This window comes from Microbacterium sp. MMO-20, from assembly GCF_037147735.1.
Classification (GTDB): Bacteria; Actinomycetota; Actinomycetes; order Actinomycetales; family Microbacteriaceae; genus Microbacterium.
Genome location: NZ_JBBCUU010000005.1, coordinates 66,820 through 84,734, shown reverse-complemented (window position 1 = coordinate 84,734; position 17,915 = coordinate 66,820). Strand labels below are relative to the sequence as shown.

Below are 17,915 nucleotides of genomic sequence, written 5' to 3'. Positions count from 1 at the left end.
ATCATCCGAACGGTTGAGATCGATTCGGCAGCATCCCTTCACAGGAGTCCGCGCTCTCGGGCGACCGCGACCGCGCGCGCCCGTGAGTCGACCCCGAGCTTGTCGAACAGGTGCACGAGGTGCGTCTTGACGGTCGCCTCCGTCACGAACAGGCTCTTCGCGATCTCGCGATTGGATGCCCCCGTGTCGAGCAGCCGCAGGACGTCGGCCTCGCGGTCGGTGAGGCGCACCCGGGGCGCGCGCATGACGTGCACCATCCGCGCGGTCAGTTCGGGAGAGAGGACGAGCTCGCCCGCCGCGGCGCGGCGGATCGCGGACGTGATCTCCTCCGCGGGCGCGTCCTTCAGGAGGTAGCCCGCCGCGCCCGCCTCCACGGCCTGCAGGATCTCGGCGTCGCGATCGAACGTGGTGAGGATGACGACGACCGGAGCGGGGTCGATGGCGCGGAGGCGTCGCGTCGTCTCGACGCCGTCGATGCCCTCGCCGAGCCGGAGATCGCAGAGAACGACGTCGGGCTGCAGGTGGCGCGCGAGCGCGATCGCCTCCTCGCCCGTCACGGCTTCGCCGACGACCTCGACCGATCCGCCCGCGGGGAACAGCGAGCGCATGCCCGCCCGGACGATCGGGTGGTCGTCGACGAGGATCAGTCGCAGGGGCGCCGCGGGCGGCGTCGGCGGCGTCACTGCGGATCTCCGTGCGCGGGATCCCCCTGCGCGGCGAAGGGGAGCGACGCGGAGAGCGCGACGCCGTCGCCGGGGGCGCTCTCGATGTCGAGGTCGCCGCCGAGCTCGCGCAGACGCGCGCGCATCGCGCGCAGCCCGTACCCCGAGCCGTCGGGGCGGCGCGCGGCGCGCTCCCAACGGGTCGCGTCGAAGCCGACGCCGTCGTCGGCGACGTCGAGGCGGATCGCGTCACCGGCATCCGCCATCGTCACCACCACACGCGACGCGCCCGCGTGGGCGCGCACGTTCGCGAGGGCCGACTGCGCCGTGCGCAGGAGCGCGACCTCCGCTCCCATCGACAGCGCGGGCAGCCCCTCATCGAGACGGAGATCGGTGCGGATGCCGGTGTCCTCCTCCAGCCGGGCGAGCATGCGGCGGAGAGCATCGCCGAGGGCGGACCCCTCCAGCTCGGCGGGCGCCATCGCGTTGACGATGCGGCGGGCATCGGTGAGCCCGTCGCGCGAGAGCCGGTCGATCTGGTCGAGCGCGTCGGCCATCGCCGGTTCGGCGCCGGCGCGCGCGGCGCGCGCGAGCATCCCGATCGACGAGAGCGACTGCGCGACCGTGTCGTGGATGTCCCGAGAGATGCGCGTCCGCTCGATGCCGGCCCCCGACTCTCGCTGGGTGCGGGCGAGCTCGTCCTGCAGCTGCGCCGTCTCGGCCTGGGCCGCCACGAGCGAGGCGATGAGGCGACGGCGCTCGCGCCCGTCGCGGACGAGTTCGAGGTAGCCGCGCGCGATGCCGAAGGCGAAGACGCCGCCCACGACAGGTCCGATCACGTTGGCGTAGCTCGTCGCGCCCGAGTGGAGGAGCGGGGCGGCGATCACGACGGCGAGGATCGCGGCGCTGAACGCGATCGCCCACGGAAGGCGCAGGACGAATCCCGCGAGCAGCCACAGCGGGAACGCGAGCCATACGAACTCGGCCGACACCGCCACTGTGCCCGCCCAGATGAGCGAGAGACCCGCCAGCCACCAGGCGGCGAGCGCGGCGTCGCGCGTGCGCGCGCCGAGGAGCAGACCGCCGACGTACCACCCCGCGAAGACGAGCGCGAGTGAGACGACCCACGCGAGCGGCACCCCGTCGCCCCCCGCACGGACGACGGCGATGACGAGCAGGATCGTCGTGATCCCCGTCTGTCCGAGCCGAATCGCCCACGCCGCGCCGCCGCCCGGGCGCGCCTTACGCTCCGGCCGCGGCGTGGGCTCCGGGCGCGCACCCGCCGGCGCCCGCTCAGACACCCGCTCGGGCAGGGGCTCGGTCGGCGTCATGGTCCGATTCTCGCGCGTCGGTGGCATCCGCGTCGGTGATCGTACGGCTCGGCCACCACATGCCGTCGCCGACCACGGCGAACAGGGCCGGCACGACGAGGGTGCGCACGACGAGCGTGTCCACGAGCACGCCGATGCCGACGATGAGCCCGATCTGACCGAGGGTCACGAGCGGAAGGAGTCCGAGAGCGGCGAACACGCCCGCGAGAACGACCCCCGCACTCGTGATCACGCCGCCCGTCGTCGCGAGCGCCGTGACCATTCCCTCGCGGGTGCCGACGGCGCGGGCCTCCGTGCGGGCACGGTGGACGAGGAAGATCGTGTAGTCGACGCCGAGCGCCACGAGGAAGAGGAACGCCAGGAGCGGCACCTGGAGGTCGAGCGCGTCCCAGCCGAACAGCACGCGACCCAGCCACGCGCCCGCCCCGATCGCGGCGACCGCGCTGAGGGTATTCACGGCGAGGAGGAGGAGGGGTGCGACGACAGCGCGCAGGAGCACCGTCAGCACGAGGAACGTGAGGAGAAGGATCAGGGGCGCGATCAGCAGCAGGTCGCGCAGATTCCCGTCCCGGGCGTCGACGTCGGCCGCACCCTGACCGCCGACGAGCGCATCGGAGCCGGGGACCGCATGCACTGCGGTGCGCAGCTCAGCGACGAGGGCGCGGTTCTCGGCCGTGCCCGGCGCGGGCGCACCCACGACCGACAGCCGACTGAGCTCCCCGTCGAGACTCGACGCGGCGACGTTCACGCGCACGACGCCGGGAACGGCTTCGGCGGCTGCCTGCACCTCATCCTGCGCGGCGGCGCGCGTGACGATCGTGAACGGCTGCGCCTGCCCGGCGTCGAAGTGCTCCGAGAGCGCGGTCAGGCCCGCGGCCGACTCGGAGGGGACTCGAAACTTCTCCGTCTGGCTGAGTCCGACCGATGCGCCCAGAAGACCCGCGGCCATCACGGCGAGCAGGGCGAGTCCGCCGATCAGCGGCACCCACGGCCGGCGGACGACCCGGCGCGCGACCGACCGCCAGAGCCGGCCGCGATCCGTCGTCTCGCCGACGCGCGGCACGAACGGCCAGAAGACGCGTCGGCCGCAGACGGCCAGGGCCGGCGGCAGGACGAGCAGGACGGCGGCGAGCGCGATCACGAGTCCGAGGGCGCACGCGAGTCCGAGGCCGCGCGTTCCCGGGATGACGGCGAGGACGAGGGTGAGGAGCGACAGGACGACGGTGACGTTGGATGCCACGATCGCCGGCACCGTCGCGCGCCACCCCTCGGCGAGGGCCCGCCGATGATCCGCTTCCACAGCAAGCTGCTCGCGGTAGCGCGAGATCAGCAGGAGCGCGTAGTTCGTGCCCGCGCCGAAGACGAGCACGCTCACGATCCCCGAGTCGAAGGAGAGTCCGAGCGCCGCTCCGAGCGCCGTCGTCGCCTTGCTCGCCGCCTGGTCGGCGATCGCGACGACGAGGAGCGGCACGAGCCACAGCACGGGAGAGCGGTAGGTGAAGATCAGCAGGACGGCGACGATTCCGACCGTCACGAGCAGGAGCGTGAAGTCGGCTCCGTCGAAGGCGGATGCCACGTCGACGCCGAACGCCGGCCCCCCGGTCACCTGCAGCGCGAGGCCGTCCACGCCGTGTCCGGCGACGACCCCCCGGACGTCATCGACGAGCGCGCGGTCGGCTTCCGTCTCGTCACCGTTGACCGTCGTGGTGACCTGCACGACCGCGGCGCGGCCGTCATCGCTCGGGAACGGGCCGAGAACACGCGCGGCGCCGTCGCTCTCCAGCGCCTCGGCGAGGCGACCGAGTCCCTCGCTCTGGTCGGCGCTGAGGGTCTCGCCGTCGAGGGTCGATGCGACGACGAGGAGCGTGCGATCGTCGGCATCCGGGAACTCCTCGACCAGCGCTGCGACACGAGCCGACTCCGAGTCGGGCGGCCCGCCCTGACCCGCAGGGGACATGGTGGCGCGACCGAACGCGCCGATGATGCCGACGAGCACCAGGATGCCGACGACGAGGGAGACCCACGCGCCTCGGCGCGAGGTGAGGACACGGGACAGGGCGGAGGACAGGGATCGCACCACACCAGTTCAGCTGCCGGACCACGCGCTGCCATCGCCCGGTGAGACGACCGCGGCATCCATCGAAAGGTGGATGCCGCGGTCGGGCACCCTAGACGGCCGATGCCCGCGTGCGTCACGATGTGCTCAAGAGCGCCCGCGTCGCGAGGAGGAGCATCGATGGCCGAGTTCAGCAGGGGTTTCGGGGGGCGCCGGCGCGAGTCGGCAGCGGCGCTTCCCCCCGGCCAGTACCTCACGACCGACTTCCCCGTGCTGTCGGCCGGCCCCACTCCGAGGATCTCTCTGGACGAGTGGGAGTTCACGATCCGCGCCGAGGACGGCATGACCCGGTCCTGGTCGTGGGAGGAGTTCCTGGCGCTCCCGGCGGAGGACGTGCACACCGACATCCACTGCGTCACCCGCTGGTCGAAGCTCGGCACGAGTTGGCGCGGCGTATCGGTGGACACGCTGCTCGCGGGACTGGACGTCTCGGGCATGTCCGCGATGGCGCACTCGTACGGCGGCTATACGACCAACGTTCCGCTCGTCGACCTGCGCGGCGGCAAAGCGTGGGTGGTCTACGAGTACGACGGCTCTCCGCTCGCGCCCGAACACGGCGGACCGGCGCGCCTGTTCGTCCCGCACCTGTACTTCTGGAAGAGCGCGAAGTGGGTGCGCGGACTCGTGCTGCAGCAGCACGACGATCCCGGCTTCTGGGAGCAGAACGGGTACCACCTGCACGGCGACCCGTGGAAGGAAGAGCGGTATTGGTGACCGGGGCGGCGTGGCTCCCCGCGCACGTGTCCGCCGTGACCGCCCTCACGAGCCATTCGCGCGCGATCGTCCTCACCGTGCCCGGGTGGGGAGGCAATCTCCCGGGCCAGCACCTCGACATCCGGCTTACCGCTGATGACGGGTATCAGGCGGAGCGCTCGTATTCGATCGCGAGTTTCGGTCCGGGCGATCGGGTGGAGCTCGCCGTCGACGAGGTGCCGGACGGCGAAGTCTCGCCGTACCTCGTGGAGGAGGTGCGCGAAGGGGATTTCCTCGAGGTGAAGGGTCCGCTGGGACAGTACTTCGTGTGGCGCGAGAGTGATCCGAGCCCGGTCCAGCTCATCGCCGGCGGTTCGGGAATCGTGCCGCTGCTCGCCATCGCCCGCGCCCGGCGCGCGAGCGGCACCGCGCAGCCGTTCCGACTGCTCTACTCGGTGAGAAGCGAGGACGACGCCATGTACGCAGCGGAGATCGACGCCCTGGACGCCGAGGGAATCAGCGTCGACTGGGTCTACACGCGTCGCGCGCCGGCACGCGCGACGCGTGGCGCCGGCCGCATCACTCCGGAGGAGATCGCCGGCCTGATCTGGCCGGTCGATGCCGCGCCGACGGTCTTCGTCTGCGGGCCGACAGCGTTCGTGGAGGCGGTCGCCGACGCCCTCGTCGAGGCGGGGCATCCGCCGGGTCGGATCCGCACCGAGCGATTCGGAGGTGCAGGATCATGACGACGTTCAGCCATCGGCCCACCGGGCACCCCGACGCGGTCGTCGACGGCAACGCCCTCGCCGGGCCGCTCCTGGGCCTGCTCGGCGTGGATGCCACGTCCCTGTCGCTCACGTGCCGGCGGTGCGGTCGGGCCGGCGCGATCGCGGAGACGATCGTGGAACGCGCGGGCGGGCGTCTCGTCGTGCGCTGCCGCGGCTGCGATCACATCCTCATGACGGTCGTCATCGACCCGGGGGGAGACGCGGTGGAGATCGAGCTCGACGGGCTCGGCGCTCTCCGACGACGAGATCCGCGGTAACGTGCGAGCATCCGCCGGCGCGGGCTGCCTTCCTACCGGGTCTCGTGAGGCGACTTCTGCGGTTCCTCTTGACGTGTCGAGGACCGTCGGGGCTTCCCGGCAGCCGACAGACAGGCCCCACCAGCGTCGTCACGCAACAGCTCCCCCGGCACACCGTCGCCAGACCCATTGCGCTTGTCGTACTCGCCACCCACACTGCCGCCAAGGTGGCCGCGCACGCGGGCGGGAATCGGCCCGACTGACCGAAACGGCGACAACTACTGTAGGAACCGCTCAGAGTTGTCCGCGGTGCCAGCCACAGAGCCGGGATCTCCCACCGAAGATGTCCACCGGAGTGCGGCCAGATTCTGTGCTGAGTTGTCCATGACGGCTGCGGCCAGCTTCGTCGAAGCCTTCACTACTTGGTTTCCGGCGGCTCTCTGAACGCCACTAGACCTACGAGGTTTCCTTCAGGGTCGCGAATGAATGCTTGCCATTCTTCCCGCCCTGCTGGTCCGAGAGCATCTGTGGTGTGAGTGAAGATCGGCCGCCCTGGGGATACGATCTCGACGTCGCCGGCTCGGTCAAGAGCCGACTCCAGATCATCGACGCGGAGGTAGAGCAGCGCTGACGGTGCGGCGCTCTCGAGTAGCAAACGGACGCCGTCGAGATTGAAGAACACCAAACCGGGCGGATCGAATCGGGCCAGAGGGGCGGAGTCGAGCAGCGCAGAGTAGAAGGCTGTGGCGCGTTCCAGATCGACCGCGCGCTGGGCCACCTGGACGAGAGACGCCATGCTCATTTGCCGTCCCCGTTCACGTCTCGAATGACGGCGAGGGAGCGATCGAGTAGTTCCCGCAGCGCATCTTGGTCCACCGCCGACAACCGGGTGAGGTAGAGGCACGCGCTACTCGTGCGGTGTGGACCGAGCCGTTCGAGCAGGTCGGGCCACCGCTCGGCAAACCCCTCGACCAGGTAGAGCGTGTGCTTGGACCCGGAAGCAAACGCGATCTCAGGCGCGATGCCCTCTCGCCCGCTGTCGTACGCGTAGGCGTACTGGCCGAACCCGACGATCCGTTCCGCCCACACCACCGGCGGGCGCTGTGCAACGTGCTCGAAGAGCTCGAGGAGTTCGGTTACCTCGCCGCGTCGCGGCCCGGTTGCCCGATCCAGCGCCTCGTCGACGTTGGTGTCGGAAGGCATCACGAGGCGGTCTCCGTTGCTCGCTGCGATTCGATGTATGCCTTGAGTCGGGCCAGGTGGTCGCCGTCCTCCTTCTTCGTGATCGCGGCCACCAGGGGCAGCATCATCCGCCGCAGTCCGCCGGCTGCGAGCTCGCACGTCCACTCGATCCGCGTGCCGGTGCCGTCCGGGTGCAGCCGGTAGACGTAGGTCGCGGTTATGCCCTCCGCCTCGCTTGCGACCGCAAAAGCGGTGGGCGGCTCGAGAGCCACGATCTGCAGCTGCCCCGTCGCCTCCTTGCTCTTCACTCGGCGCGTCTCCTCGATGACGGACCCCACATCGAGCGGGCCATCCGTCACCTTCACGCTCTTCACGACACCGTCGACGTAGTCGACCGCCCTTGTGGGATCTGCTAGCACTGCGAACACTTCCTGCTGCGATCTGTCGATGTGCTCGGTGAACTCGAAAGCGATCATGGGGCTTCTCCTGGGTGTTGGTCGGGGTGGTGATCAAGAGGCACATAGGCGTCCGTCCAGCTGATGCGAACGACGTCGTTCGCGCCCTGGTCGACGTAATGGATCTCAAAGGGCGGTGCGCAGCGCAACCGCCACCCTTCTGAGGGCGTCCATTGCACCCCGATGGCCGCGAAGGTCTTCGCGATCTGCTCTGCACCGCCGGTGTGCCGATGCGCGACGCACACCTGCGCCGGCATCCGGCGGTAGGTGAAGGGGTGGGGTGGGTCTATCGGTGCGGGGATGGGGATGCCAGCGTCGAAGCGGATCTGCTCGTTATCCACCACGTATGGGTCATCTGGGGTGATGCCCACGAGGAGGTCGGAGGAGTGGGCGATGCCGTGCTCTCTCGCGAAGGCCCGTAGCTGCTGCCACGGCTCGACAGATGGGTGCCCGATGCCGAGGCCACTGTACCCGCGATGACGAAGGACGAGCAGGTGCCGCTCAGGGGTGCGCTCAACCCGTACCGGGACGGCCTCAAGGTCGAAATGGAGTGTCAGCGGCGTCCCTTCTGCGAAGCCCGCAAACGTCGTGCTCTGCTGGGCCACGTCCGCGTGCTCGCGGTACGCGCGCAGCATCCGGCGATACTCCGATGGGCTGATCTCGAACCGCTGCACGAACGCGCGTGTGAACGTCTCAGGGGTTGCGAACCCAGATTCCAATGCGATGTGCAGCACCGTGTCCGTACTGACTTTGAGCCGGTAGACCGCTCGCTCAAGCCGCAACCGGCGCAGGTGCGCTTTCAGGTTCTCACCCACGACCGCACGGAATACGCGGTGAAAGTGATGCGGCGAAAGCCCAGCGACCGCCGCGATCTCGGCGAGGGTCACCGGCTCCTCGAGACGCTCCTCTACCCAGTGAAGCGCCCGGCTCACACGTTGCAGATGCCGCTGAGCGGTGAGTGGAAGGACGGCTGAGGACACGCCTCGAATCTACGAGCGCGGACTGTCGGCGTCTCGACATTTTTTGCGAACCCCACCGGAGCACTAACCCCAATGCCCCGAAATGTCCATATGGACATCGCGTAGACATCTCACTTGCGAAATGGACAACTCCGAGCGGAACCTACACAACTACTGTAGGTTCCCGGTCAAGGTGGCGGAGAACTCGGGGATTCCACGCTAATTGGCAGCAGTTTCGTCAGCAGGATTCCGCGCGAAATGGCAGATCCCTACATAAGAGTAGGAAGTCCACTTAGACTTGACGTCCGCCGCCGCCGTCCGATCGCCCGCGCGATCATCCTCCCGTGCTGGGGATGAACGCGCGGTTCATGACTGGTATCCGAGCACCGTGGTCATGCCGGTCTCGGCGTGGTAGATGTTGTGGCAGTGCGCGACCCACTGGCCGGGGTTGTCGGCGTCGAAGTCGACTGTCAGGGTCTGGCCCGGGAGGATGATGGAGGTGTCCTTCCGGGGGCCGCCGTTCGCGTGCTGGTAGGTGTGGCCGTGCAGGTGGAACGGATGCCACATCTCGGTGTCATTGCGGATCCGCAACTGCACCCGCTCCCCCATACTGACCGCGTGCGCGTCCCGCAACGGGTCGTTCATGTCGAACCGGCGCCCATTGATCCCCCAGTCGTACGCCTCCATCCCCCCGGTCAGCGCGAGGTGCACGACCCGGTCGGGGGATGCCTGGTGCAGGGTGACGGAGGCGGTCGCGCTCAGTCCGGCAGCGGTGCCGACCCTGCCGGTGCCGAGCTCGGCGACGGGGACGTCGCTGGCCGGAGCCGTGCCAGCGGCGGTGCGAACGAGCGCGAACGCGCGATCCTGCTTGCCTTCCGCGTCGGCGACGACAGGGAACACCCCATCGTCCAGGGTGACCTGCAGGTCGTAGCGTTCGCCCATCCCAATCAGGACACTGTCGACCTCGACAGGATCCACCGGGAACCCGTCGGTGTGGGTGATCGTCAGGGTGTGGCCGCCGATCGCGAACCGGAACGCGGTGTCGCTGCCGGCGTTGATGACACGGATCCGCACCCGGGCACCAGGAGTGCCGGTGAATTGGGCGGGGTCGGCTTTGGGTTTGCCGTTGATGAGGTAGTGCGGGTAGTAGACGTCGCCGGCGTCGCCGCCGAGCAGGTCGGAGGTGGCGCCCATCAGCAGGTTCCCCATCCGCATGAACATGTCGCCCATCCCGCCCATGTCTCCCATGCCCTTCGAGAGGTCGGTGAGGACCTGGTCCGGGGTGGCGGTGACGCCGTCGAGCCAGTCGTCGAGGATCAGCACCCATTCGTCGTCCCACGTCACCTTCTCGTCCGGGTCGTCGATGATGAGCGCACCGTAGAGGCCGTGGTCCAGTTGCGGGCCGACGTGGGGGTGGAACCAGTAGGTGCCCGGATGCGGGGTGACGAACTCGTATGCGAACTGTCCGCCCGGGGCGATGGGGGCTTGGGTTACCGGAGGGACCCCATCCATGTCGTTGCGGAGGGCGAGTCCGTGCCAGTGCACGGAGGTGTCCGCGTCGAGCTGGTTGCGGACGGTCGCTTTCAGCGTGTCGCCTGCGGTGAGCCGGATTACCGGGGCGGGGATACCTCCGAACGCCCAGGTGGCGGCGGAGGTACCGGCCAGGTCGAGCGTGGTGGGGGCGGCGGTGAGGTCGACGGTGGTGACTCGGCCGGTGCCGCCGCGGTTCTTCTCCGTGCCGGACACCGCTGCGCCGGTGGGTGTCACCCATTGCGGCGCGGGGGTGCAGGAGGCGAGCACGGCTGCCGCGACGGCGCCCAGTCCGAGTCCGAGCACACCTCGTCGGGTCAGCAGCATCGGGGAGGACGGTGTGGGAGAGAGCGGACGGTCAGGCATGTTCGGGCTCCTTCTGCATGGTCGTCGCAGCGGGCGCCTGGGCGGGCAGGCGGAGCCGCTTGAGGAGGAGGGCGTTGACGGCGACGATCACGGAGGAACCGGACATCGACAGGGCGGCGATCTCCGGGGACAGCATGATCCCGAACGCCGGGTAGAACACGCCAGCGGCGATGGGGAGGGCGGCGGCGTTGTATCCGATGGCCCAGCCCAGGTTCTGCCGCATCTTTCGCAGTGTGCCCTTGCCGATCTTGAGTGCGATCGCAACATCGAGCGGGTCCGAGCGCATCAGGACCACGTCGGCGGTCTCGATGGCGACGTCGGTGCCGGCGCCGATCGCGATGCCGAGGTCGGCCTGGGCGAGGGCGGGGGCGTCGTTGACGCCGTCGCCGACCATCGCGACCTTCTTGCCCGTCTTCTGCAGCTCGGCGACCTTCGCGGACTTGTCCTCGGGGAGCACATCCGCGATCACGGTGTCGATGCCGAGGAGAGCGGCGATCCGGTCGGCGGTGGGCTTGTTGTCCCCGGTGAGCATTGCGACCTCGACGCCCTGCTCGTGGAGAGCGTCGATCGCGGTCTTTGCGGTGTCCCGGGGTGCGTCGGCGAGACCGATGATCCCGGCGACTTGCCCGTCCACGGCGAACAGGATCGCGGTGCGGCCGGACCCAGCCAGGTCCTGCTGAGCGGCCTGCACCCCGCTGATGTCGATCCCCTCCCCGGTGAGAAGGCGCGGGTTGCCGAGGACGACCTGTCGACCGTCGACGGTGGCGATCGCGCCCTGCCCGGTGACGTTTCGGAACGCGGTCGCGGTGCGACGGGGGATGTCGCGGGCGTCGGCGTAATTCACGATCGCTTTCGCCAGAGGATGCTCGGATTCCCGCTCCAACGCGACCGCGAGGGAGAGAGTCTCGAGGTCGTCGTCGCCGACGGGGATGTAGTCGGTGACCTCCGGCTCCCCCTTGGTGAGGGTGCCGGTCTTGTCGAACACGACCGTGTCGATGTGGGCGGCGGTTTCGATCCCGGAGGCGTTCTTGAACAACACGCCCCGTTTCGCGCCGAGCCCGGTGCCGACCATGATCGCCGTCGGGGTGGCGAGGCCGAGCGCGTCGGGGCAGGTGATGACGACGACGGTGATAGCGAACAGGATCGCCATCGGGATTGCAGCGCCGGCGAGCAGCCACACCAGGAAGGTGAGGGTGCCGCCGATCAGGGCGACCAGGACGAGCCAGAACGCTGCCCGGTCGGCGAGGCGCTGCCCGGGGGCTTTGGAGTTCTGCGCCTCCTGCACGAGCTTCACGATCTGCGCCAACGCCGTGTCCGACCCGACTTTGGTGGCTGTGACGCGGAGGGTGCCGACGGTGTTCACGGTCGCTCCGATCACCTCCGACCCGGGCGCTTTGTCCACCGGCATGGACTCGCCGGTAACCATCGACTCGTCCACCTCGGACTCTCCGGATTCCACGACACCGTCGGTGGGGATCTTCGCCCCCGGCCGCACCAGCATCAGATCCCCCGGGACGACCTCGCTGGTGGGGATCTCGACTTCCTGCCCGTCACGGATCACGACCGCCTGCGAGGGTGCGAGCTCCAGGAGGGTGCGGATGGCGTCGTTCGCGCCGCCGCGGGCGCGCATCTCCACCCAATGCCCCAGCAGCACGAAGGTGGCAAGCACCGTGGCGGCTTCGTAGAACACTTCACCGCCGCCGGTGAGGGTGACCGCGAGGGAGTACAGCCAGCCGGCGCCGACTCCGACCGCGACGAGCACCATCATGTCGAGGGTCTTCGCGCGCAGCGCCCGGTAGGCGCCGTCGAAGAAGATCCACGCGGAGTAGAAGATCACCGGCAGCGACAGGATCAGCATGAACACGTCATCGCGCAGCCCGAACGGGGCCGGCACCTCGAATCCGATCACCTCCCGCCCGATCGGAGACCATAGGGTGATCGGGATCGACAGGATCAGCGCGACCAGGAACCGGTTGCGCATGTCGCGGATCATCGCGTCCATCGACATCCCGCCGTGGTGCCCACCGTGGCCCATCATCTCCTGCGCACTGTGACCCGACGCTGCACCATGATCGTGCCCACCCGCGGCCGCGGTGTGACCGGCGTGCTCGACGTGGTGACCGGCTTGCTCACCGTCATCCGCCGTCGCCGACGGGGCGTGCGTGTGGTCGTGGCCAGCGGCGTGATCGTGGACGGGGTCGTCGTGATAGCCCGCAGGACCCTTATGGCCCGCGTGGCTGGCGTGACCCGTGGCATCCGTGTGGCCCTCGTGCGCGTCGTGACTCGCGTGCGGTTCTTGTGCGCCCTCAGCTGCGGGGCCGTGGTGGGCGCTGTGGTCGTGCGCACCCTCGTCGTGCGGGTCGTGCGCGGGGTCGCAGATATGGTCGGGGACGGACTGGCCGGCGCAGTGATACCCGCAGTCGATGACCCACTGCTGCAGGTGCGCGACCGAGGTGGTCTCGGGGTCGTAGGTGACGGTCGCGGTCTGCGAGACCGGGTTCGCGTCCACGGCGATCACCCCGGGTTGTCGGCTCAGGTGGGCTTCGGTGACGTTCTTGGAGGTCGCGCGGATCATGCCGCTGACCTGCAGGGTCACGGTTCTGGTGTCGCTCATTTCGGTTCCTTCCCGAGGGTGGGGTCGGTGGTGTCGGGGTGGGGCCATTGCCAGTCGGCGACGGCGGGGATGTCGGTGCCGTGCTCGCGGGTGTGGGCGCGGGCGTGCAGGCGGGCGTCCTGCAGCTCCTGCCGCAGGCCGGCGTGGCGGGCGGCGAGGCCCGGGACGTGGTCGAGGACGTCGATCGCCAGCCGGTACCGGTCGAGGTCGTTGAGCATGACCATGTCGAACGGGGTCGTGGTGGTGCCGCGCTCCTGGAAGCCGTGCACGTGCAGGTTCTGGTGTCCGGCGCGGTTGTAGGTGAGTCGGTGGATCAGCCACGGGTAGCCGTGGTAGGCGAAGATCACCGGCTTGTTGGGGGTGAAGATCGCATCGAACTCCCGGTCCGGGAGACCGTGCGGGTGCTGGTCCTCGGATTGCAGCCGGGTCAGGTCGACCACGTTCACCACCCGCACTCTCAGATCGGGGATGTGCTCGCGCAGCAGCGCCGCGGCGGCGAGGGTCTCGAGGGTGGGGACGTCGCCGGCGGCGGCGAGCACCACATCCGGCTCCGTGCCCTCGGTTTCCGTGCCCGCCCACGGCAGGATGCCCAGCCCGCGGGTGCAGTGCTCGATCGCCTCGTCCATCGTCAGCCACTGCGGGGCGGGCTGCTTCCCGGCGACGACGACGTTGATGTACCCGGCCGAGCGCAGGCAGTGGTCGTAGGTGGACAGCAGCGTGTTCGCGTCGAACGGCAGATAGACGCGCACGATGTCGGGGCTCTTGTTCAGGGCGAGGTCGATGAACCCGGGGTCCTGGTGAGAGAACCCGTTGTGGTCCTGCCGCCAGACGTGGCTGGAGAGCAGGTAGTTGAAGCTCGGGATCGGGTCCCGCCACGACACCTCCCGGGCCGCTTCGAGCCATTTGGCGTGCTGGTTGAACATCGAGTCGACGATGTGGGTGAACGCCTCGTAGCAGTTGAACAGCCCATGCCGGCCGGTAAGGACGTAGCCCTCGAGCCAGCCCTGGCACTGGTGCTCGCTGAGCACCTCCATCACCCGCCCAGTCGGGGCCAGGTGCTCGTCGACGGGCTCCACGGCCGCGTTCCACTGCTTGCCGGTGGCCTGGTAGACGGGTGGGGCGAGCCGGTTGGAGGCGGTCTCGTCCGGGCCGAAGATGCGGAAGTTGTCCGGGTTGTCCCGGATCACCCCCGCCAGCCACTCGCCCAGCACGCGGGTCGCTTCCCCGGTTCCCGCACCCCGCTCGGCCGGGTCGACCGGCTGCGCGTGCTTGTGGAAGTCCGGGAGCCGCAGCGGGACGGTGAGTTGTCCGCCGTTGCCGGCCGGGTTCGCGCTCATCCGCCGATCCCCGTCCGGGGCGATCGCGACCGTGGCCGGGCGGGGGGCGCCGGTCACGTCGAACAGCTCGTGCGGGCGGTAGGACGCCAGCCAGTCCTCGAGGATCCGCAGGTGCTCGGGATTGTCGCGGACCTCGGCGAGCGGCACCTGGTGTGCCCGCCAGGTGCCCTCCACCGGCAGACCGTCGATGATCTTCGGGCAGGTCCACCCCTTCGGGCTGCGCAGCACGATCGCCGGCCACGCCGGCCGCCCCTCCAGCGTCCCGGCCGCCGCGGCGGCCTTGATGTCCGCGATCTCATCCAGCACCGCATCCAGGACCGCCGCGAACGTCGCGTGGGACTCCTGCGGGGTCTCGCCATCGAAGCCGACCGTGACGACGTGGGGGTGATGGCCGTAGCCGCGCAGCAGCGCGACCAGCTCTTCCTCGGGGATGCGGGACAGCACGGTCGGGTTGGCGATCTTGTACCCGTTCAGATGCAGGATCGGCAGCACCACCCCGTCATGGGCGGGGTTGAGGAACTTGTTGCCGTGCCACGCGGTCGCCAGCGGCCCGGTCTCCGCCTCCCCGTCACCGATCACGCAGGCGACCAGCAGGTCGGGGTTGTCGAACGCGGCCCCGTAGGCGTGCACGAGGGAGTAGCCCAGCTCCCCGCCCTCGTTGATCGACCCGGGCGTTTCCGGGGACGCGTGCGAGGGGATCCCGCCCGGGAAGGAGAACTGCCGGAACAGCGCCCGCAGCCCCTCTTCGGTGCGGTCGATGCCCGGGTAGCGTTCGGTGTAGGTGCCGTCGAGGTAGGCGTTGGCGACCATGCCGGGTCCGCCGTGCCCGGGCCCGGTCACGTACAGGGTGTTCAGGTCGCGGTCGCGGATGGCGCGGTTCAGGTGGGCGTAGAGGAAGTTCAGGCCCGGGGTGGTGCCCCAATGCCCCAGCAGCCGCGGCTTGATGTCGTCCCGGCTGAGGCGGTGGCGCAGCAGCGGGTTACCCTGCAGGTAGATCTGCCCGATGCTCAGATAGTTCGCCGCCCGCCACCACGCATCCACCGCCGCCAACTGCTCGGCGGTGGCATCAGTGGTGCGGTGCGCCCACGCGGGGGGTGCCGGTGTGGGGGTCATGGTCGGTCTCCTTCCGATCCGCGACCGCTCGGGTCGCGCCAGGTGCGAATGACGGTGGTCATGGTGTTGCCGCCGGGATGAGAACGGTGGCGGTGGTGTCGCGGATCCAGACCACGCCGCGGTCATCGACCAGGACGATCGCACCGTCCCCGGTGACCCCGAGGGCTTGGACGGTTCCCGTGGTGGTGCCGACGTTCTCCCAGCCGGTGCCGACTAGGCGTCGCAACGTCCCGTCGGTGTCCACTCCGACCACCCCACCGGTTGGGTCGGTCTCCACCAGGTACAGCACTGGCGCGTCCGGCGCCGGGGTGAAGGTGGCGCCACCGTCGGTGCTGTGCTGCAGCCCGTCCTGGGTGGCGGCGTACAGGGTGCCGTCGGTCGCGGCGGCCAGGTCGACGGCGGGCAGCTCGGCACCGTCCGCCCAACTCTGCCCGCCGTCGCTGCTGGTGCGCAGCAGCGGGCGGGAGGATCCGATCCCGTACAGGGTGCCGTCGCCGGTGACGGTGAGGACGTGGAAGTCCTCTTCCCCGGTGAACGCGACCGGTTCCCACGAGGCGCCGGCGTCGAGGCTGCGGATGATGCCGAGGTTGGGGGCGCCGAGCTCCGCCGGGGTGGACGGGCCGGGGTGCCCGGACGCGTAGAGGGTGTCACCGGTAGCGGTCAGTCCCATCGCGTCCAGGTCGATGCCACCGACCGGGCCGGTGACGGTGCCGTCCTCGCCCAGCGTGTACAGGCCGGTGTGGGTGCCCAGCAGCACGGTGCTGTCACCGGCGTCGACGATGCCGTGCACATGCCCGAACCCGGCCGCGGTGCCCGCGGGGGCATCGGGCTCCGCAGGGGTGGTGCTGCAGCCCGTGAGCAGCAGCGCGACGGTGACGGTGGCCGTGATCGCCAGTCTGCGGGTGGTGGGAGAGATCATGAACGGAGAGCCTTTCCGTGCGGGTACGCCGGATACCGGTGACCGCACAGGGGTCGAGGGTGGGGCCTCGGACGGGACCGGCATCGGAGCGCGGGTCCCGTCCGAGGGGTACCGGGTCAGAGGCTGGCGAGGATGTCCTGCATCGTGGTGATCTCGGCGGTCTGCCCGTCGATGATCTGCTGCGCGAGGGCGGCCACGTCCGTGTTCTGCCCGTTGGTGAGCACCGACTGCGCCATCGTCACGGCGCCCTGATGGTGAGCGATCATGCCGTTCAGGAACAGGCGGGTCGCCTCGACCCCGGTCGCGGCATCCAAAGCGGCCATGTCGTCCTCCGACATCATCCCGCCGCCCATGTCCATGCCCTCCATCCCGGACATGGAGTCGTCGTACGGGACGCCCCACTCCTGAAGCCAGCCCTTCATGGTCTGGATCTCCGGGTCCTGTGCGGCCTTGATCTGCTCGGCGAGGGAGACGACCCGCTCGTCGATGCCGTCTTTCGCGAGGATCTGATCGGCCATCTCGATGGCCTGCTGGTGGTGCGGGATCATCATCGTCACGAACATCTCGTCCGCGGCGTTGAACGCGGCGGCGGACTGGGACGGGGCGGTGCTGGTCATCCCCCCGGAGCCGTGGTCCATGCCGGGCATGGTGCCGTCGGTGGGGGCGCAGCCAGCGAGCACGAGCACGGTGGCCAGGGCGCCAGCGGTCAGCGTGAGAGTACGAAAACGCATCAGGGGTGTCCTTGTCTATTCAGTCGGTGAGGGTCTGATTCAGTGCCCGGGAGGGCAGAGTGCAGCATCCCCGGCAAGGGTCGCCGGGGTTCAGGCGGAATCAGGTGCGACTGATGGACAGGACAAGCAGTGAAGGCGGGCGGGGATGCGGCAATCCGGCCAGCAGAGTCCGGGTATGGGAGCGCGAGCGGGCTACGGCGTATGTGAGAAGGGCACGGAACGTCGGGGCGAGCAGGACGATCACCGCGGCCAGCAGCGCCAGCACGCACACCATCATCAGCATCGAGTGATCCGGCATCCCCGCAGGGCTGCCGCACCCGTCCTGGCAATGCCCTCCAGCGCCCTCCGCCGCAGCTGCGGTCATCGGCGTATCGTCGGCGGCGGCTGGTGCGGAGCCGACCTGGCTGTGCGTGCTCATCGCGCTGGTCTCTGATGCCAGGGCGGGCTGGTGGGAACCGGTCAGGATGTGCATGGACAGCAGCCCGGTGATGATCGCCAGAGCGATCGGAGCGGCCAGCAGGAGCCGTCGCACCCCGGGGCTCAGACGCGCGTGCGAGCGAATCACGTTCACGACCGACCTCCTTCGCGTCCAGGGTAGCGGTGCCCTGCCTCCGCGACACGGTCAGAACACCACGCACGGGAGCGGGCGCCCCCTACCACTCAGCATATACCCATCCGGGGTATCCAGGATGGGTATCGCCGTGCTCCTCGCCGTCTCGACGGCACTCACGGTCGCCGCGGCCGTCACCGTCGCCCGCCGCCGACGCGTCCTCCCTCCCTCCACCACCTGACCACGGCGAGGTCACCGCGCCCCGTTGCGGGCGGGCGGGCGATGTCGGCCCCCGGCAACCGAAACCGTCGGGCACGATGAGCTGGGCACCCC

Annotated in this window: 16 protein-coding genes; 3 read left to right on the top strand and 13 right to left on the bottom strand. The window is 69.6% G+C overall.

All coding sequences use genetic code 11. The annotated features are described in order from the left end of the window. Nucleotides 1-38 precede the first annotated feature (38 nt). Genes WFI52_RS08515 through WFI52_RS08505 form a run of 3 tightly spaced genes read right to left on the bottom strand, consistent with a single transcriptional unit; the run spans nt 39 to nt 4,070 of the window. Nucleotides 39-683, bottom strand: coding sequence for a response regulator transcription factor (locus WFI52_RS08515; RefSeq protein ID WP_336626824.1), 645 nt, complete (start codon nt 681-683; stop codon nt 39-41). Further along, nucleotides 680-1,993, bottom strand: coding sequence for a sensor histidine kinase (locus WFI52_RS08510; protein ID WP_336637404.1), 1,314 nt, complete (start codon nt 1,991-1,993; stop codon nt 680-682). The genes WFI52_RS08515 and WFI52_RS08510 overlap by 4 nt, the downstream gene beginning before the upstream one ends. After that, the gene (locus WFI52_RS08505) at nt 1,956-4,070 is read right to left on the bottom strand and encodes an MMPL family transporter (RefSeq protein ID WP_336626826.1); all 2,115 of its coding nucleotides are present in this window, start codon (nt 4,068-4,070) and stop codon (nt 1,956-1,958) included. Before WFI52_RS08505 ends, WFI52_RS08510 begins: the two co-directional genes overlap by 38 nt. Nucleotides 4,071-4,229: 159 nt before the next feature. Here WFI52_RS08505 and WFI52_RS08500 point away from each other — a divergent pair, with 159 nt between their 5' ends. The 3 genes from WFI52_RS08500 to WFI52_RS08490 are packed head-to-tail and all read left to right on the top strand — an operon-like array spanning nt 4,230 to nt 5,847. Beyond that, complete coding sequence (locus tag WFI52_RS08500) at nt 4,230-4,823, top strand: sulfite oxidase-like oxidoreductase (protein WP_336626827.1); 594 nt, start codon at nt 4,230-4,232, stop codon at nt 4,821-4,823. Then, nucleotides 4,820-5,548: a ferredoxin reductase gene (locus tag WFI52_RS08495; protein ID WP_336626828.1), complete on the top strand. Its 729-nt coding sequence runs from the start codon at nt 4,820-4,822 to the stop codon at nt 5,546-5,548. Before WFI52_RS08500 ends, WFI52_RS08495 begins: the two co-directional genes overlap by 4 nt. Beyond that, the gene (locus WFI52_RS08490) at nt 5,545-5,847 is read left to right on the top strand and encodes a DUF6510 family protein (RefSeq protein ID WP_336626829.1); all 303 of its coding nucleotides are present in this window, start codon (nt 5,545-5,547) and stop codon (nt 5,845-5,847) included. Before WFI52_RS08495 ends, WFI52_RS08490 begins: the two co-directional genes overlap by 4 nt. A gap of 397 nt (nt 5,848-6,244) precedes the next feature. Here the strand turns inward: WFI52_RS08490 and WFI52_RS08485 are convergent, their stop codons facing one another. The 10 genes from WFI52_RS08485 to WFI52_RS08440 form a co-directional block, all read right to left on the bottom strand. Then, nucleotides 6,245-6,622 carry a VOC family protein gene (locus WFI52_RS08485; protein ID WP_336626830.1) on the bottom strand — a complete coding sequence of 126 codons (378 nt, stop codon included), beginning with the start codon at nt 6,620-6,622 and terminating at the stop codon, nt 6,245-6,247. Between the two features lie 2 nt (nt 6,623-6,624). After that, nucleotides 6,625-7,029, bottom strand: a complete 405-nt coding sequence (locus WFI52_RS08480; protein ID WP_336626831.1) for a DUF1801 domain-containing protein — start codon at nt 7,027-7,029, stop codon at nt 6,625-6,627. Then, nucleotides 7,029-7,484 carry an SRPBCC family protein gene (locus WFI52_RS08475; protein ID WP_336626832.1) on the bottom strand — a complete coding sequence of 152 codons (456 nt, stop codon included), beginning with the start codon at nt 7,482-7,484 and terminating at the stop codon, nt 7,029-7,031. The genes WFI52_RS08480 and WFI52_RS08475 overlap by 1 nt, the downstream gene beginning before the upstream one ends. After that, on the bottom strand, nt 7,481-8,443 hold the full coding sequence (locus tag WFI52_RS08470; protein WP_336626833.1) for an AraC family transcriptional regulator: 963 nt from the start codon (nt 8,441-8,443) through the stop codon (nt 7,481-7,483). Before WFI52_RS08470 ends, WFI52_RS08475 begins: the two co-directional genes overlap by 4 nt. A 345-nt stretch (nt 8,444-8,788) precedes the next feature. Beyond that, nucleotides 8,789-10,318 carry a multicopper oxidase family protein gene (locus WFI52_RS08465; protein WP_336626834.1) on the bottom strand — a complete coding sequence of 510 codons (1,530 nt, stop codon included), beginning with the start codon at nt 10,316-10,318 and terminating at the stop codon, nt 8,789-8,791. Then, nucleotides 10,311-12,932, bottom strand: coding sequence for a heavy metal translocating P-type ATPase (locus WFI52_RS08460; protein ID WP_336626835.1), 2,622 nt, complete (start codon nt 12,930-12,932; stop codon nt 10,311-10,313). Before WFI52_RS08460 ends, WFI52_RS08465 begins: the two co-directional genes overlap by 8 nt. Further along, nucleotides 12,929-15,382, bottom strand: a complete 2,454-nt coding sequence (locus WFI52_RS08455; protein WP_336626836.1) for a phosphoketolase family protein — start codon at nt 15,380-15,382, stop codon at nt 12,929-12,931. Before WFI52_RS08455 ends, WFI52_RS08460 begins: the two co-directional genes overlap by 4 nt. 58 nt (nt 15,383-15,440) lie before the next feature. Beyond that, nucleotides 15,441-16,301: a F510_1955 family glycosylhydrolase gene (locus WFI52_RS08450; protein ID WP_292856135.1), complete on the bottom strand. Its 861-nt coding sequence runs from the start codon at nt 16,299-16,301 to the stop codon at nt 15,441-15,443. Nucleotides 16,302-16,417: 116 nt separating this feature from the next. Then, nucleotides 16,418-17,032, bottom strand: coding sequence for a DUF305 domain-containing protein (locus WFI52_RS08445; protein ID WP_336626837.1), 615 nt, complete (start codon nt 17,030-17,032; stop codon nt 16,418-16,420). 100 nt (nt 17,033-17,132) lie between these two features. After that, nucleotides 17,133-17,603 (bottom strand): DUF6153 family protein, encoded by a 471-nt coding sequence (locus WFI52_RS08440; protein ID WP_336626838.1) that lies wholly within the window; start codon nt 17,601-17,603, stop codon nt 17,133-17,135. Between the last annotated feature and the right edge of the window lie 312 nt (nt 17,604-17,915).

Bases quoted from the DNA above. Each gene is read 5' to 3' on its own strand.
- WFI52_RS08465 (WP_336626834.1), bottom strand. From the start codon at position 10,318: ATGCCTGACCGTCCGCTCTCTCCCACACCGTCCTCCCCGATGCTGCTG.
- WFI52_RS08490 (WP_336626829.1), top strand. From the start codon at position 5,545: ATGACGACGTTCAGCCATCGGCCCACCGGGCACCCCGACGCGGTCGTC.
- WFI52_RS08485 (WP_336626830.1), bottom strand. From the start codon at position 6,622: ATGGCGTCTCTCGTCCAGGTGGCCCAGCGCGCGGTCGATCTGGAACGC.
- WFI52_RS08475 (WP_336626832.1), bottom strand. From the start codon at position 7,484: ATGATCGCTTTCGAGTTCACCGAGCACATCGACAGATCGCAGCAGGAA.
- WFI52_RS08510 (WP_336637404.1), bottom strand. From the start codon at position 1,993: ATGACGCCGACCGAGCCCCTGCCCGAGCGGGTGTCTGAGCGGGCGCCG.
- WFI52_RS08455 (WP_336626836.1), bottom strand. From the start codon at position 15,382: ATGACCCCCACACCGGCACCCCCCGCGTGGGCGCACCGCACCACTGAT.
- WFI52_RS08445 (WP_336626837.1), bottom strand. From the start codon at position 17,032: ATGCGTTTTCGTACTCTCACGCTGACCGCTGGCGCCCTGGCCACCGTG.
- WFI52_RS08460 (WP_336626835.1), bottom strand. From the start codon at position 12,932: ATGAGCGACACCAGAACCGTGACCCTGCAGGTCAGCGGCATGATCCGC.
- WFI52_RS08500 (WP_336626827.1), top strand. From the start codon at position 4,230: ATGGCCGAGTTCAGCAGGGGTTTCGGGGGGCGCCGGCGCGAGTCGGCA.
- WFI52_RS08480 (WP_336626831.1), bottom strand. From the start codon at position 7,029: ATGCCTTCCGACACCAACGTCGACGAGGCGCTGGATCGGGCAACCGGG.
- WFI52_RS08450 (WP_292856135.1), bottom strand. From the start codon at position 16,301: ATGATCTCTCCCACCACCCGCAGACTGGCGATCACGGCCACCGTCACC.